At 29.5% G+C, this 17,034-nt stretch carries 18 protein-coding genes; all 18 read right to left on the bottom strand.

The genetic code is table 11. The features are described 5' to 3' along the window. Nucleotides 1-69: 69 nt before the first annotated feature. The gene (locus L3B96_RS15075; protein ID WP_238947969.1) at nt 70-486 is read right to left on the bottom strand and encodes a hypothetical protein; all 417 of its coding nucleotides are present in this window, start codon (nt 484-486) and stop codon (nt 70-72) included. Nucleotides 487-644: 158 nt separating this feature from the next. Beyond that, entirely contained in the window at nt 645-923 is a 279-nt protein-coding gene (locus L3B96_RS15070; protein WP_065416036.1) for a hypothetical protein, read from the bottom strand. A 1,192-nt stretch (nt 924-2,115) separates the two neighbouring features. Then, entirely contained in the window at nt 2,116-3,150 is a 1,035-nt protein-coding gene (locus L3B96_RS15065; RefSeq protein WP_238947968.1) for a GntG family PLP-dependent aldolase, read from the bottom strand. Nucleotides 3,151-3,386: 236 nt separating this feature from the next. Then, the gene (locus tag L3B96_RS15060) at nt 3,387-4,013 is read right to left on the bottom strand and encodes a hypothetical protein (RefSeq protein WP_238947967.1); all 627 of its coding nucleotides are present in this window, start codon (nt 4,011-4,013) and stop codon (nt 3,387-3,389) included. A 257-nt stretch (nt 4,014-4,270) separates the two neighbouring features. Next, nucleotides 4,271-5,143, bottom strand: a complete 873-nt coding sequence (locus tag L3B96_RS15055; RefSeq protein WP_238947966.1) for an AraC family transcriptional regulator — start codon at nt 5,141-5,143, stop codon at nt 4,271-4,273. Between the two features lie 18 nt (nt 5,144-5,161). Continuing rightward, nucleotides 5,162-6,271, bottom strand: a complete 1,110-nt coding sequence (locus L3B96_RS15050; RefSeq protein WP_238947965.1) for a C45 family peptidase — start codon at nt 6,269-6,271, stop codon at nt 5,162-5,164. 264 nt (nt 6,272-6,535) lie between these two features. Further along, a complete protein-coding gene (locus L3B96_RS15045) occupies nt 6,536-7,708 on the bottom strand; it encodes a MerR family transcriptional regulator (RefSeq protein ID WP_238947964.1) in 1,173 nt (390 codons plus the stop codon). A gap of 239 nt (nt 7,709-7,947) precedes the next feature. Further along, nucleotides 7,948-8,154, bottom strand: coding sequence for a helix-turn-helix transcriptional regulator (locus tag L3B96_RS15040; RefSeq protein WP_026884957.1), 207 nt, complete (start codon nt 8,152-8,154; stop codon nt 7,948-7,950). A 24-nt stretch (nt 8,155-8,178) separates the two neighbouring features. After that, nucleotides 8,179-8,526, bottom strand: coding sequence for a DUF6442 family protein (locus L3B96_RS15035; RefSeq protein WP_238947963.1), 348 nt, complete (start codon nt 8,524-8,526; stop codon nt 8,179-8,181). A gap of 398 nt (nt 8,527-8,924) precedes the next feature. Further along, complete coding sequence (locus tag L3B96_RS15030) at nt 8,925-9,557, bottom strand: CatB-related O-acetyltransferase (RefSeq protein ID WP_238947962.1); 633 nt, start codon at nt 9,555-9,557, stop codon at nt 8,925-8,927. Nucleotides 9,558-9,817: 260 nt separating this feature from the next. Then, nucleotides 9,818-10,732 (bottom strand): GNAT family N-acetyltransferase, encoded by a 915-nt coding sequence (locus L3B96_RS15025; protein ID WP_238947961.1) that lies wholly within the window; start codon nt 10,730-10,732, stop codon nt 9,818-9,820. 89 nt (nt 10,733-10,821) lie between these two features. Beyond that, on the bottom strand, nt 10,822-11,658 hold the full coding sequence (locus L3B96_RS15020; RefSeq protein ID WP_238947960.1) for a type II CAAX endopeptidase family protein: 837 nt from the start codon (nt 11,656-11,658) through the stop codon (nt 10,822-10,824). 102 nt (nt 11,659-11,760) lie between these two features. Next, a complete protein-coding gene (locus L3B96_RS15015; RefSeq protein WP_238947959.1) occupies nt 11,761-12,591 on the bottom strand; it encodes an epoxyqueuosine reductase in 831 nt (276 codons plus the stop codon). 59 nt (nt 12,592-12,650) lie between these two features. Further along, on the bottom strand, nt 12,651-13,397 hold the full coding sequence (locus L3B96_RS15010; protein WP_238947958.1) for an AAA family ATPase: 747 nt from the start codon (nt 13,395-13,397) through the stop codon (nt 12,651-12,653). 52 nt (nt 13,398-13,449) lie between these two features. After that, nucleotides 13,450-13,881: a hypothetical protein gene (locus L3B96_RS15005; RefSeq protein WP_238947957.1), complete on the bottom strand. Its 432-nt coding sequence runs from the start codon at nt 13,879-13,881 to the stop codon at nt 13,450-13,452. A gap of 359 nt (nt 13,882-14,240) precedes the next feature. Further along, nucleotides 14,241-15,059, bottom strand: coding sequence for a type II CAAX endopeptidase family protein (locus L3B96_RS15000; protein WP_238900532.1), 819 nt, complete (start codon nt 15,057-15,059; stop codon nt 14,241-14,243). A gap of 216 nt (nt 15,060-15,275) precedes the next feature. Then, on the bottom strand, nt 15,276-15,848 hold the full coding sequence (locus L3B96_RS14995; RefSeq protein ID WP_238900533.1) for a class I SAM-dependent methyltransferase: 573 nt from the start codon (nt 15,846-15,848) through the stop codon (nt 15,276-15,278). A 320-nt stretch (nt 15,849-16,168) separates the two neighbouring features. Then, a complete protein-coding gene (locus L3B96_RS14990) occupies nt 16,169-16,990 on the bottom strand; it encodes a hypothetical protein (protein ID WP_238947956.1) in 822 nt (273 codons plus the stop codon). Between the last annotated feature and the right edge of the window lie 44 nt (nt 16,991-17,034).

Raw genomic sequence — 17,034 nt, 5'->3', positions numbered from 1 at the left:
TATAAAACTCATTTACTTTTTAATAATTGTATATTTAAAATAGATGTTCTCTGTTCAAAAGTCTATGGATTAAACTTCAGCTTTTTTACTCATAATTGCTTTAATATTTAATATAATACATATCAAGCTTATAATAAGGCTAATCATAGATATGTAATAAAAGAAAGAGCCACTTCCATATATCTTTATTAATCCAAAAAAGCAATACGCGGGTCCAATATCACCACCATCAAAAAGAAATACATTAAAAAGAATATATGTTAATAAACCAAGATAAAATGCTTTCCTTTGTTTAACTGCTCCTTCTTTGCGACTCGTTAAAACATAAATTATACCTGAAATCAATATTATAGTGTTATATGCTAAAAATGGAATAATAAAAATTACTCTTATCCAACCTAAGTTTAAAATATACGAAATAATGCCAACTATAACTGTTAATACTACTAGCACTAAATCAGCTGCTTGTTGTTTAGTTTTTATCAATTCTAATTGCCTCCTAATATCACAAGTTAATATATATATTTAAAAGTTAATACTTTTTACAATGTGATCTAATATGCTATAAAAATATATACTGTTTTGCTCTCTTATTAATAAGCTAATGTTCTGAATGAAATATAATATAAATTGTAGATATATTGTTATTTAATCTTTTTATTATTAAATGGCAATATAAAAACAATAAAGTAGAAAGTTGCTCCAGCCAAAAAAGATTTAAGCAAAAAGTGATATTCTCTTGAAGAAAAGTTCTCAATAATTAATGTGCCAATAATATTAAATACTGCAGCAATTAGAAATAAGCTAATTCTCATATGTCTTTTACTATTTATTAATCTTTCTATCCCTAATTTTTGGCAAAAAAAGTCCGTTATAAAATATGCTACAAAGCAAGCCACAAACCCTAAAAACAAGCTATTCATAAAGATCATTCCCCTTATAATATAAATAATGAAATCAAGTTATTCTTTCTCCATATTCCTATTATAACATATACTGTAAATTTATTTTTGTTTGTCCAAAATTCAAGAAATGTATCATTTATTTCTTCTACTAAATATTTTTACACATAGCTGTAGTAAACAGCCACTTATAATTGTTAGTATAATATAGCTAATTATATTGTGTTTCAATTTGATAATTTCAAATCCTATATAAAAAGTTAAAAAAAATAACACGAATATAGTTAGAGAATATATTATTCGAAACATTTTATCACTTTTCATGTATTATCACTCTCCAATAAAATACTATTATTAATTATGCGGTTAGCTTGTCTTAGTTGCTTACCATTGTCAGGACACTATTCATTTTAAACTAGAATTATGCTTTTAATATTCCCTGCTATTATTTTAACATTACTGGTCCAAAGCCAAGCATTCCTGTAATAAATAACAGAAAAATGTTTTCATTATTTTGAATTGTCTTTTCTATCTAAAATATAATGAAAAGAAATAATAAATGGAATTATACAAATAAATCCTACCAGCATTTGTATTGGAAAGTTAAAGTAGATTCTTTTATGGTAATAGGCATTTGTAGATAGAATCGATAATAAATATCCCAAAATTGTACACGTACAAATCTTTTTCATGTGATTGCGTTTTGTGATAAAACCTAATATAGTTCCAATTAAACTAATAATCGCTAGTGTACGCATCCATAAAATAGTACTATGCCATAGTGAAACCCTTGCAGATAATTGACTTAAATCATGCAAAAAAGACATATAGAAAAAAAACAATTATACTCATTAATAAGTTTCCTATAAATAGACTTAATTTACTTATACAATCTAGCATTAGCTTAAAAAAGTTATCTATAGTAATCACACCTTTCTTTATTCATATTATAAGTGAAAATTCACTCTTGACTAAAAATCTTGCTCAAATCCACAATCATTCACTAATTGTAATATATTTTGTAAAGGTAGTATTACTTAATTTTCAAAAAATATCACTGTAATTTACTACGTAAAATTTTAGTATGATGCATAAAAAAAATCGCAAATTCAATTTTCTTGAATAATGCGATTTTACAATTGTTGTCTAATTCCATTTATTCATGATATGAGAAGATCATGAAGGAATTATGCAGTGATGAATTAGCTATATTTTAACTCAATATACTCTTTATTGCATAAATTGTATGGTCGATATCATTAACGTTAATACCATAATGAGTTACTAACCTACAGGTGGTTGAGTCAACAACTTTAACTTTTACACCATATTCTTGTAAAGCATTATCCAAATAGAAAGCATCTTTACCAACACAATTAAGATTAATTTGAACAATATTAGTTAAAGTCTTTTCAACATCAACTAAACTCTCATTGAATTTGGTAAGCTCAACTGCTAATCGCTTGGCGTTTAAATGATCGTCTTGAATCCTATCAACCATAGTTTCAAGTGCAACAATTCCTGCAGCGGCCATATGGCCTGCTTGTGCCATAGCGCCTCCTATTCTATGCCTTATAACTTTGGCACGTTCAATAAACTTCTTGCTCCCCAAAAGCATACATCCAACCGGAGCGGATAACCCCTTACAAAGTGAGAACTGCATAACATCAACACCTTTACACAATACCGAAGGTTTCTCATTAAGTGCGGCAGCAGCATTAAATATACGCGCACCATCCAGATAGACCATCATATCATATTTATGTGCAGTATCGCTAACACTGGATATATACATTTCTGTAAGAGGTATTCCTCTGTTCAAATCATATGTATTCTCAAGACACAACACTTTTACAGAAGATGATTGAATTCCGCGAAATTCTACAGCACGCTTTATATCATTTAAGTCAAACATACCGTCATAACTTTTAAGCGGCCTTGCCTGCACACCCGACAGTGCAGCAAGCCCTCCATTCTCCAGGTTATATATATGTGATTCCTCACCTACTAAAACTTCATCTCCTAAATGAACGGTAGCCATAATTGCTATCTGGTTTGCCATTGTTCCTGAAATTACGAACATAGCAGCTTCCTTATTAAATAAACTGGCACTCATTTTTTCCAGTCGATTTACTGTTGGGTCTTCACCAGCAAAATCATCGCCCACTTCAGCATTTGCCATTGCCTGCCGCATCTCAAATGTAGCTAATGTTACTGCATCACTTCTATAATCTATTATTGAATTCATTTTAAACCTCCATAATTTAATACATTAAATTTTAATGATTTTTTCATTCGTCAACCATATAAGTATAATATATGTTGCACAATTATTTACTGTTATCAATTAATTACAACATAAATTGTAAATATCATATTATTCAATTTTCAAAGAATATTTCTATAATTTACTATGTCAATTCTACATATTGTGCATAAAGAAGTATGTAAATTTAACCTCCTTAATAAGGCGATTTTAGCATACTATCTAATATATATTTCTTCACTAACGCTACTATTTCTTATAGAAGCACATTTGCCACTTAATGTATCTTGATTACCAATCTTTAAAATAACTATTTCATACTCAAAATTTATTCCACCATATGCTAAAAACATATGTCTATCATGTTTCATACCAATTCCATGTAATTGAACTTCATTGTTTACAGACCAACTTAAGTCATATAAATCATCACTTTTCTCTTTCTTTATAATTTTCAGATCAAAAACAGGAGATTCATATTCTTTTATAAAGTACCTAACCTTATAATTACCTTCAAAACTTTCGCTTGTTTCATTCCTTAATGCAATCCCAGAACCCAATGTATCAAAGTTCTGTGTTGAAGCCCAAAGAGCTGAATTTGAGCGTAAATCTCCTATTTGTTTATACATACCGATTCCAGCCATTGGAACTTGCTTTAAATACCTTGATACAAGTAGCTTGTCATCGACCAAAATTCCAATTCCGGAATACTCATAGCTAGAATTTTCTTCATCTCTCCGCCAAGTGCATTTATATGTTTCACCTGTCTTTTCAATATTAAGGTTTCCTTTCCCATCATTAAATTTCCATTCACCTAAAACACTTTTCTCTTTATAACAGTTCATTATTTTCCCCTCACCATAATCATATTTACCATATTAATAGCAATTTAATACCATTATAGTAAATTATAGCATAATACATAGTGACTTATGGCACAACTTATAAAATTCATAGTTTATTAACTATTGTTAAATAGTTACTCTATGAAATATAAAAATCGTATTATTTAATTTTCAAAGTCTATTCTAGTTAATTAGAAAAGATAAGATTTATGGCCGCCTTATAAATTGAGATTTAGTGAATTTTTGTTGTATATCTGCTATTGTATGGGGAAATAAATTTCAATCTGTGATTCTTCATCTTCAGCTCCTAAAAATTTCTCTGTATAGCATTCTAAATCATCTCTGTCATCTAGTTGAAAACTACTATTAGGAAACCAGACACCCCAAATATAATAATATGTAGAAATCAAGTTTTTCACTGTGCCTTTGTGTATGAATTTAGCATACTTTCCACCACTAATTTCTTTTAATTCCATTCCTTCTGGAATATTATTGTCACCCGATGTTTCAATCCCTATAAATAAAGTGGTTTCACTATTTTTATTAAATGTATTTTGCAGGCATGTACCACTTGTTTCATAAATACTATATCTATTATTATTCATTGAAATATAATTTTGCTTCTCCAATTGAGCGTTCAACTTTTCCCACATTTCAATACGGTTATTTTTCTCAATACTCATGTAATATCTAAATCCAACAACACATTTAGGTTGAAATGTTACTATTTCTGGTTGAAGATTTGCATAATTGGATTCAGTGATTTTATCAATTTGCATTGGATTATGATTTCCAATCAACACATCAATACCATTTTTTCTATATTCCATCGGCGTAATTCCATATCTCTTCTTAAAGGCTCTTGTAAAACTTTCAGCAGACTCAAAATACAGTGAAATTGCTATATCTAAAATCCTTTTCTTGCTATGTACAAGATTATATGCCGCTTGAGTCAATCTTCGGCTTCTAATATAGCTGCCAATAGTTTCACCCATCACTACTTGAAAATAACGGTGGAAATGATAATAAGAATAGGAAACTGCACTCGCAACTGATTCTACAGTCAATGGCTCATACAAGTTCGTTTCAATAAATATAATTGCTCTACCAATAATTTGCTTGTCTTTCAATACAGTTTCCTCCTTAATTTAAGGCATAATATTATAAAAATCTTTTCCCGCTTTTTCACAAGGAAGATTCACAATAATTTCTTGCTCTTGTAGCTTTTCTACCATAAAAGTTTTCCATTCATTTGCTTGTGGCGAACCAAATGTAATTTCTATTTTTTTCTCGGTTGTATTAAATACCATAGAGCGTAAAGTTCCAAAAAATTCAGGATAATAGTGACAACACAATCCTTTTGGATAAGACGTAGATAAGATATCTTTTAAATCTTTCTCTGATATTTTTTCTTTTTCACAAAACATTTTTTCTATTGCTTTATAACGAATCACCGAGTTTTCAATCAGCATCTTTTCATATGGCTTTATTTCTGTTAAAACTGTATGATTTGTGGAAATAAGAAATTTCTGTTTAGATTTATTATCCAAAATACGATATGATTTATGACCATCTATACACTGTAACAAGGCAATTTTATTACTATTATCAGCGAGCATCAAATTTATATTATACCCAACAGGTGCATCCATTGCCCATGCAATAGCTTCCTCAACATTTTTGCAATTTTCCAAAATACTTCGAATAACAACCCAAAAAGAAAAACCAGTTACTCCTGCTTTCTGTCCTCCCTGAAAGTTACCAACAGGCAATCCATTACTAGCTTTACAAGCTGCCAATCCATATTCATTCATCCCATCGCATCGTCCGAATAAATTAAGTGTAGAACCAATGTAACGATATTTCCCTCTAATAGCTGTGTACGCAAAACACATCTCTTCCATCTCATCATTAAAATCGTAGTTACGTGCCATCAAAGTGTGTCCATTTTCAATCTTGTTTGGTACTGCAGACATTAAACTACATCCACGTTCTAAATATGTCATTGCATAAAAAATTGCTTGTTCTTTGGAAATTCCAACTGTATCTACGAATCCTTCGATTTCCTCATTTACACCACTGCAATATCGATCAAGTAGAGTTAATATTTCTTTTAATTTGCTTTTTGGATAGGCATTAGGTGGTAAAATTATCTTTTTCAATAAGTCAGGTTCCGATAAAATCCAATTGCCAATCTGTGTTCCAACCTCATAACTTGTTCCCACAAAATTCTTTAAGTATGTCTTTGTCTTTTTCATAATAAACACCTCATCTTTCAAAAGAATTATAAGCTAAGATAAGGTAACATACTTGATATTTTCTGCGGATTTTTTATATAATCTTTTATCCAAATCACCATTTACTACCACTTGATTGTAACATATTTTGTAAATACCATGCTGTTCAATTATAAAAAACAGTTATTAATACACTATAATAACTGTTTAGTAAAATTATATACATAGCTATAACTATACCTTATTTATTGCATTTCCATAATATCAGTGACAAGTAATAGTATTTTAAATCCACGACTTATTATTTTCGGAATAATATTTCAAAGCCTTTCCAATAAATTTAGAAGCTCCTTTCCCATATTTCTCATCAACACCTTTTATACAAGTATCATTTAATAAATAAAGATCTGCAACATACCCTAAATAATTTTCTCCTACATCTACTTTAAATACTTCATTCTGTTTTTTTATTTCATTTGCTATATCATTAGTAATTTCTTGAGCTTTTTTTGAATGTGGATCCCTACTTAGATCTGATGCAAGCTTTTTGTATAGTTCTTCTAATTTGGGCAGCTTAGTACTCGAACACTTTTTTAGAGTTTCTCCGATAAATTTAGATGCTCCATTTCCATATTTCTTGTCAACTAATTCTGCCCATTCAGGTAATACTAAATATATTTGTACCATATAGAACCAGCAATCGTCTCCCCTCTCACCATTAAAAACTTCATAATCTTTTTTAGCTGTACTTACTATTTCTTCAGCAATTTCTTGAATCTCCTTTGAAGAAGTATCTTTACTTAAATCACATGTAAGCTTTTTAAATAATTCTTTCAATTTTGGATGCCTATCTTCTATACAATCTTTTTTAAATTCATCATATTGCTCTGCTAAAGATGATGTGGCACTATTATTAAGATTATTTTTTACAGCTTTAGCATACCTTTTAACACTTCCATATTGCTTTATAGCAGCCTTAGCAATCTCATCTTCCTTCAACTTACATTTTTCAATAAATTCATTATATTTATCTATGCTTCCATATGTTTTAATCACTTTATCTTCATGCTCTGTTTTAAATTCTTCCAACACATTGTAGTATTCACTCATATCAAATTCTCTAAAATCCATAGTTCCTTCTCCTTTTAATGTTTTATTTATAAGTTCTATTAAACCATTCAATCTTTTTCGCTTTAAAATAAGCAGCTTTTTTTGGTTTTCTAGTGCCTGCATTTTATTAAAGTATGGACTTAACATTATATCTTTAATTTTCTTCAAAGGTATATCAAGCTCTTTAAAAAACAAAATCTGCTGTAAAGTTTTAAGAGCTTCATCATCATAAAGTCTGTAACCTGTTTCTGTTATTTCACTAGGCTTCAATAAGCCTAGTTCATCATAATAATGCAGTGCGCGTACACTTATTCCTGTCAAATCTGAAACTTGTTTTACTGTTCTCATTGCTACACCTCAGAATTTAATTTTAGAGCCTTAAATATTATTTAGTAATCTGCCGGCAAAAAGTTTAAGTAATATATCTAATCTCTATTTTTATATTACACTATGACGCAGTGTTAGGGTCAATACTTTAAAAAAATATCGCCTATTCATTCTTAATTTGAGTAGTGCGATATCCTAATTTACTATTTAATTTTCATATATAATAACATCTATAATCAAATCTTCTAAATTAAACTTCATCAATCAAAATAAAATAATTCTTCAAATTTTTTATCTAACGCGACGCAAAGAACAAGCGCTAATTTTGCAGTAGGATTAAATTGCCCTGTCTCAATAGAGCTAATTGTATTTCTTGATACACCGACCATTTCTGCCAATTGAGATTGAGATAATTTTTGTTCTGTTCTGACTTTCTTTAAATTATTATGCAATACCAGTTCTTCCATCTGTTCCTTTTTAAATGCTGACAACTAAAACCACCCCATGCCACTTCCAACAATTGAAGCTATACCAGTAATTGCCCCAATAATTTCTAAAATAGTACATACTAAATACACTTTCTTATCTTTATTATAATAATAAACTGTTCCGCTTTGCCCAATCATTGCGATCAACAAAGCTAACGAAAACACTCTGTAATCTGCAAAAGCTCCACCTGTTATAAGTTTTTGTACAAAAAGAATTATTGAGAAAATAGCAAATATAATAATCACTGCAAAATAAGAATTCTGATTTGCTGTTTTTTGAATGTATCGCTCACGTTCATCATTTAATACGTTTTCTTTTTTGCTTCTTGCTAAAATTTCATCTCTATTCATATATATTCCACCTTTCATTTTTTGACAAGTATACTTGGTACTTTTATTATATCATGCCAAGTTTTATTGTCAATATTTTTGCCAAGTTTTCTTTGCATTATATATCCCCTCTACATTACTCTCTATTTACAAATTTCCCATCAAAAACGCAAATTCAAATTCTTGAATAATACGATTTTAAAATTGTTTATTTACTTTTTTATTAATTCGTTATGTAGAACAGTTGTGCATCTCGAACTACAATATCTATGCCCTTATCATATATATAAATAAGCAATAAGTATTCTCACAGTAATTCTCAATTTTTTGTTTGAACTGTTATATTTATATAATTTATTGCGTAAAAAAAGACATATCAACCGTTGATACGTCTTTTAAGAAAATTTAGCCACAACATGTTACATTAATTTATCAATATCCCCTGACTGAATGTACCTAATATTTGCTTTGATCTTTTCGCATGGCCAATCCCACCACTTAATTTTCAGCAACTTTAAAATTATGTCATCTCTAAATCTTTTCTTTATAACTTTTGCAGGTATGCCTCCAACAATAGTATAAGGCGGAACATCATTAGTAACTATTGCTCTAGTACCAATAATTGCACCATCACCTATTTTCACACCTGACATAATTATAGCGTCATAACCTATCCATACATCATTTCCAATTACAATATCGCCTTTATTATCCCAAGCATTTGTTATAAGGCTGACATCTAAACCCCATTCCTCATAAAATATTGGAAATGTGTAAGTAGACAGTGATTTCATTGTGTGATTTCCACTAGTCATAAGAAACTTTGCTTTACATGCAATTGAACAAAACTTTCCAATTATTAATTTATCATTGTTTATAGGATACTGATATAGTACATTATTCTTTTCAAACTCTGTTGGATCATTATAAAAATCATTATATATTGTATAATCTCCAACTTTTATATTAGACCTTGTAATTACATTTTTAAGATATATGGTTTGGTAATCATTACTTCTTGGATATATTTTATTTGCATTTGGAATAGTCATTTTTAGTTCTCTCCTTTATATTAAGTTGCTTTTGACTATTCCATTACTACAATGCATTTCTTCATAAAATCACTCCCCGTACGATAATCTTCATTCTTATTGTTCTATATCTTATATTATTTTTTTCATATTACTAAATTTGTAAAAGGTCTTAGAAAAATGCACTTGTCCAATATTAAGATAATTTTTAAAATGCTTATAGATGTATTTTCTATTTTATTAAATTTAATCACTTGTATATTACACTCATCCTTTATATATTAAGCATGAGATAGCTCTGGAAACATAAACTGATTGTCTTTAAGTAATATTGTGTCTTTTCCAAGGGCAAATAAGGTATCTTCTCCTTCTAATGGCGTTTTTATATACGAATCTGTTTCTTTGGGCGTAAAATAAAGTTTTACTCTTTTTATATTTTCATTAGCTAAATAATTAAGTATTTCATCTATGGAAACATTTTCTTCACAAAAAACATCTAATAATTCTATTGTATCATCAATAAAATTTGCAATTACAACAGCGTCATGATCTTCTATGTAATAAACACTATCACTCATAAACAAATTACAATAAAACATAATTAATTCTGCATTACTACGCATAGAAATTTTAGAAAATGAAGATATAACATTTGCTTTATCATAGACTAAGGATCTATCACGTTCATCAGACATATTCAATTTTTCCGCCAATTTTCCTTTACCCTTTTTACTTATTAATTTTGTGTACTGGTATTGATTTAATTTAGCAAAACCAAATTTAGGATAGAAATCAAGAACAGAGTTATTGGCAAATAAATAAAGTAAATCTCCTTTATCCTTCCAGTCCATAATGACTTTTTCCATGATCGCCCGAAGCAGTCCCTGGTTTCTATAACCAACATCAGTCATAACCGTTCCTAACTGAATATATCGTCTAACCTTTCCAAAAACCTCAAAATTCATTATATTAACTGATACATTGGAAATAACCACATCTCCATCCATGAGCGAATATGGTATGTATTGGTTCTTCCAGTATCCGTCTTGATACCATTTTTCAAAATTAAATCCAAATGTTTTCTCGGTTAAAGCATTAAAACTCGTTCTATATGCACCATCATCACCAGCTCCAATAATGAATCTATAATCTTTGCCATTAACATTTATATATTCCATAATCTTATTTCCTCTCATTTTATAAACTATACTTGCCTTGCAAAATTTAATAGTGTTACTCAACACTAAACAATACACTTACTTGGTTTTATATTATAGTGTTCTAATTACTGACTTAAATCAAAATTCTGAAGTTTACTTGATGTTTTTCGAGTCATATTAAAGATAATACATAGTAAAACTATTAATTGTATTGCCCAGTAAATAACTGAATACATATTAAAGTAATTTAAAAATTCAGGAAAACATATAGATGGAATAAAATCATCAATGCAATGGTATAAAACTGGAATTAGCAAACTTCCCTTTACATGATTATAAATCCAAGTGTATATAATGCTTAAAGAAATAGTTTGTAGAAGATATACTATAAAATTATCATATCCTTCAATATGAAATAAAAACATTGGTATATGCCAGCAAGTCCAAATAACTCCAACTATTACACCTGATAGCAGTTGACTATACTTTTCTTGAAGTATTGGCAATACAAAACCTCTCCATCCAAGCTCCTCACCAAGCGGTCCTCCCAAAATTAAGATAACTAATAAACATGCTACTAATGATAATGGATTATCGAGATTAAAACTAAATATTTGATTTTTGATATGTATTTTATAGTCTGCCCCTGCTATAAGACAAATAAAGGATGGTACATAAAATGATGATATTGAATAAAAAAGTATAAAAACATAAAAAAGCGGATTGACCTTCCAGATAGTTAACTTTTTTAAGAATTTTCTTAACGCTATTCTTCCATAAAAATAATTAGTAAAAATTACAGCCATAAGACTTGGCATTAATGAACCAACTGTACGAAAAATTGCATTTAAACTCAAACTGTTCGATGTAAATGAAAGAATCCAAAATATCCACGTAAGGAAAAAAGTACTCATTAAATATACGACTTTTTTGTGTTCATTAACCCTTTCTATAATACTCATTTTCAAGTTCCCCTTCTATAATTTATGTCCATTCGTAATTTTAAAATCAATGCAAGTTGATTATAATGTTACTCCTGCCAAAAACTAATATAAATATAATATTCATTTTACATTATGCTGTTTAGGTATTCTAGATTCACAAGGTACATCTATCTGACACTTTCCACAGCCATATCTAGGCTTATGTTTTTCCATTGTTTTGTCCAAAAATTCAGAGCATATAATATGATTCTTCCCATTTTCTATGGATATTGCATTAGCTGGACAATTTTTTACGCATTTACCACAAATTGAACAGTACCCATATATATTTTCGTATTCTCTCTTATCAGGTGATAAGTATAATTCTGTGATGATGCTGCCAATTCTTCCAGATATGCCCTTCTTTGTTATAAATCCTTTAGAAAGCCCGAATGTTCCAAGTCCACATATAAATGCAGCATGTCTTTCAGACCAGTTGCTTGTAAATTTTTCTTCATGATTTGGATGATTAGCATTTGACCAGAATCTTTCATCTAAAGTAGGTACGACACTGTTATATCCTGCATTAATCAATTCAGACTTTAAATGCATACACAACTTATTTAACAAACTCTGACCTTCAATACGTCCATGAAGCCATTCTTCAGAAGGCCATGACATATTCCTTCTATTTCCTTTTTTAACTGCTTCGCTAAATGGTAAGAAAAATGATATAACAGTCTTTGATTGTGGTAACCATTCTTTTGGAAGCATGAAGTGTTTTCCAATTGCTGACGTTTGTTTCAATAATGTAAAGTACTCGTCATCCACAGAACCAAATGCCAAAATTGGAGCATCAAAAATTTTCATTCCTACAACATTTTCTGAAATAGCTAATTCTTTTGTTATATAGTTATCTTGTGAATTCTCAACAAAATTCTCTGCAGTTTTTATAAAATATTGTTTATCCATCTCTTTCCTATCCCCCTAATTTATATTACTAATACGCCATTTAGTTTTACTATAATAATCTATTCAAATAAATAACCCATCATCTTTTCAGGATTTTCTAAGAACTTTCTTGTTATCATATAGTTATCAGTCTTTTTATAAGGAGTTTTCGTAATTCCATCATCATCAATAACAAATATATCTGCACCTGGGTATGCCATTAATATTGGTGAATGAGTTGCAATAATAAACTGTGATTTTTTCTTTACTAGTTCATTAATAATAGTAAGCATAGCCATTTGTTTTATAGGTGATAATGCAGCTTCTGGTTCATCCAAAATATATACTCCATTTCCACTAAAACGATTGGTCATTAGTGTAATGAAACTTTCACCATGTGACATCTTATGTAATGATGTACCTCCATAACTCTTTATAACAGGAACTCCCCCAAAGCTTTCCAAATCGAGTTTTTCTATTTCTGTAGCTACATTATAAAAACTTTCTGCCCTTAGAAAGAAACCATCGCGAGGCCTCTGCACACCTTTAACTACAGTAATATATTTATATAAATCTGAATGTGTTTCTCTTGATGAAAAACAAAAGTTTTTAGTTCCTCCTTCTGCATTAAATCCACTATTAACAGCAATAGCTTCTAATAATGTTGATTTTCCGCTACCATTTTCACCAACAAAAAATGTTACATTTCTTGATATGTCTAAGCTGGTTAAGTTATTAACTACAGGTAACTCTTTAATATAGCTGTCATCTTTATGAATTTCTTTCTTGAGACGTATTTCCTTTATATACATGTTATCATATAGCACTCATATATCACCTCATTGTTCCTTTTTCCATTGAAACGTATTTCTTATCCCATTAATTCATAAGTTTTTTTAGAGTAATATAGTGAAGAAATTCTTCCTTTTTATTTGAATAAGGATCACTTTCATTAAACTCAAATTCAATTGAAGTCTTTTGCTCCTTATCAATATATGTGACATCATATCCATCACCGCTCCCCATAAAATCTGAATAAGTTTTTTTTGCATAATTATCACCATAAGCCTTTAATACATCTGAAAATTTAGACTCTGAGCCTATGCCTCTACTTGTTACAAATTTTGTATCATCTGACTTATTAGGATATCCAACTGATATCCAAGCAACTTCATTATCTTTATCTATTTGGAAATATGCATAATACGGATAATTATCAAATTCTAAACCTCTTAATCCATTTTTATTAATATTATCATTTGTCAATTTTCCAAATTTCTCTTCTAAAGCCTGTATATCAACTTGTTCCATTAAGCAAACTCCAGCCAAACTATCATCTTTCAAATTTGTACTTTTTACAAAAAGATATTTCTCTGGAAATAATATATATGCTATACCAGTTAGAACAGCTATTATACTTGCTATAATTAAATATTTCCTCTTAATTACATTTCCCCCTTTCGGGTTATTTCCCCCAATTAAATTTAGTTCTTTATATAATCTGATGCATTCTTATGCTCAGAATGGTTTGAATGTTTAGAGTTATATATACAACCTGTTTAATCCCATCAGCAGACATATGTGGTATGTATTTTTCAATATATCCCCAATTACCTGTTTTTTGAATTGTATCTATAGCTTTTGCATCTGCTTCATTTGCTGAAATGCCACTAATATTTCTCTTTATATTCTTTTCTAAATTGCTTTACAAAATATAAAATCATCATTGCACCTAAAATACATCCAAGTACACCCTCTCCATTTATTTTTATTATATCTCCACTTATCACCCCAGATGTGTTTGTATAAATATCACCAAGCATCAAAGGATTAACCACATTCCACACCGAGTGCAGAAATAGTACTGGTAATAAACTCCTTGAAGAATAGTAACAATAAGATGAAGGAAAACTATATGTAAAGGCAGCAAATGCTTGGATAACACATAGGAATAATGGATTACCTATTCCAGTTGCTTTTGCCAAAAGAAAAACAGCAGGAATGTGATACAATCCCCATACTATACCTACAATTATAGTTGCTTTCGTTTTACCATAATCTTTTGTTAATCTAGGGAGTAGATATCCCCTCCATCCATATTCTTCTCCCAAAGCTAAGAATAAACCAATAACTACAGACAGTATTAGAATTATAATACTTTTGAATGTGAATTCCTTGTTTATACTGATATTTCCGACACCAGTAAGTTGAACTATAAATGAGCAGACACCTATAAAAACAATAGGGTAGAAAATTCCAAACAATACTGATTTTAAAGTTGTGTCTTTAAATAAATTTGCTTGATGGTCATTTGTAATCTTATTAAAGATAATAGCTAATATTGCAGGAATGAACATGATTAAAGCAAAATCATTTTTACCTATATTAGGATTAATAAACAACATAATTGTAATAATCCATGTAATTAAAAGAACAGTAATAATATATACTTTTTCAGGATCTTTTCTTATAAAATTCTTAACAGTCATAGTTACCTCTTTTATACAAATGATAATCTTAATATTATTGCTATCAAGTTACACATAATTAGAACAAATTACTATATTACTTTCACATTTTACTTTTAAATTCAAAATATAAAATATTATATAAACATATATCATTCAACTCTTTAGAAAACATCTGCATAATTTACTACATCAAATTGGTTAAATAATGATTTAGCTCTATTTATATATTGTGTCTTACGCTGATCTTTTACGGAAAATATAAGTGACAAAAAATCCTCTATCATCTTCATTTTCTATATTTTCAATTAGCTCAAAGGATCTCTTTAAATTTTCAAAATCAGCTGGCTTAATAAGATCCTCTTTTCTAATTTTAGAATCAATCTTATACTTATGCCCAAAACCACAAACAAATAAAATCCCATTATCAGTTATATGATTTTCTAAGTCTCCAATCTGCTCTTTACTTAACCTGTAATGATTGATTAAGATATTATCAAATATTCCAATATCCTTTAAAGAATTAGATACACTTAAGTCAACTTGCTTTGTATTAACTAAATAATTATTTCTTTTAGCAAATGTCTTAAGCCTGTCAAGAGCTTTACTACTAAAATCAACGCCTGTTACTTCGAATCCATTTTCAAGTAAAAACAAAGTATTTCTACCATCTCCACATGCTATATCAAGAACAGATCCTTTTTTGAAATATGTAATTTTTTCAGTTACCGATTTTTCTGGATTTAATGGATTACCACTTCTATTAGCAAATTTATTATCCCAGTATTCTCTATTTCCCATATACTCCATCTTGTTTCCTCCAATAATACATTACGCAATTATTTGCCATCCTTTATTAATTATAGTATATTTTGTAAGTATTTAGTATTTAATTTTCAAAGAAATATTTCTACTTTCCATAAAAACTCCATTCTTTTTATATAGAACCTTCTAGCAAAATTTTCATAGTCATATGGAACAAATACGTATTCATTTCGGTGAGGTATACGCATAAGTTTAGATTGTAGTTGAGTTATCTATAGTATTTATTAAACAAAAAATATCACAAATTCATTATTAATAACGAATTTGTGATATTGTGATCTGTAGTTTATTTAATTTAACAAATATTATCTTTTCAACTGTTCAGCAAATGACTTTCCTACTGGATCAGCATCAGCTAAACATTCAGGATCTCCTGCAATCAGTCCTGCCTTCTCATGCCAGAACTCGCTAAACATTATATATAGTGATTTAAGCCTATCTATATCGCCACCATCTGCTAATGTTTTTGCAAGGAAATCAATGGCAAAATACATGGTCTTACTTTCATAATATAGATGTGGATGCGGACCTGGGGCATCTATTACCCATATAATTAAGTTTCCTATCTTTTGCAGACCATAACGAGGAGTTATACCAAGTCCTTTACAGAATGGAATGAGCTGATCATTAAAGTCTATCTTTGAGCGGCAATTTATAATAACTAAGTATTTAGAAAGGCTATTTGTAGATAAAACATGAGCAAAATCCACACGCCCTGCATCTCCATATTCCTTTTCATAGGTAAGATCAATACCGGTACATTCTTTAAAATTAGCAAGTGCACTTGGAAGAAAACGTGTAAGATCAAGTTGTGGATTAGATGCTATTGCAACGCTGCCAGAGATTTTTTCAGCCGTAAATAAACCAGATGCTCCTCCTGATGAAACTGAATAAAAAATAATATGCTCATTAGGGATGCCTAAGAATCTTGCCACTCTCATAACAAGCTTTGCCGTAGCGTCACGATAATCTCGTTCTTTTGTCCCATAAAACCATCCAACAGAAATATCGGATTCAAAGTACATCGGATCTTCAATACTTAATAAATGTCCTTTCAGAAACGTAGACCATGACCACTTATGAAAACGTGGAAGTGGACCTTTTGCAATTGTCTTGTCATCGCGCATGGTATCGAGCACAACGTAAAGATAGTCGTATTCGCTTGCTTGAT

This window comes from Clostridium sp. YIM B02569, from assembly GCF_022320765.1.
GTDB lineage: Bacteria > Bacillota > Clostridia > Clostridiales > Clostridiaceae > Clostridium > Clostridium beijerinckii.
This window is presented reverse-complemented; position numbering and strand designations above follow the sequence as displayed.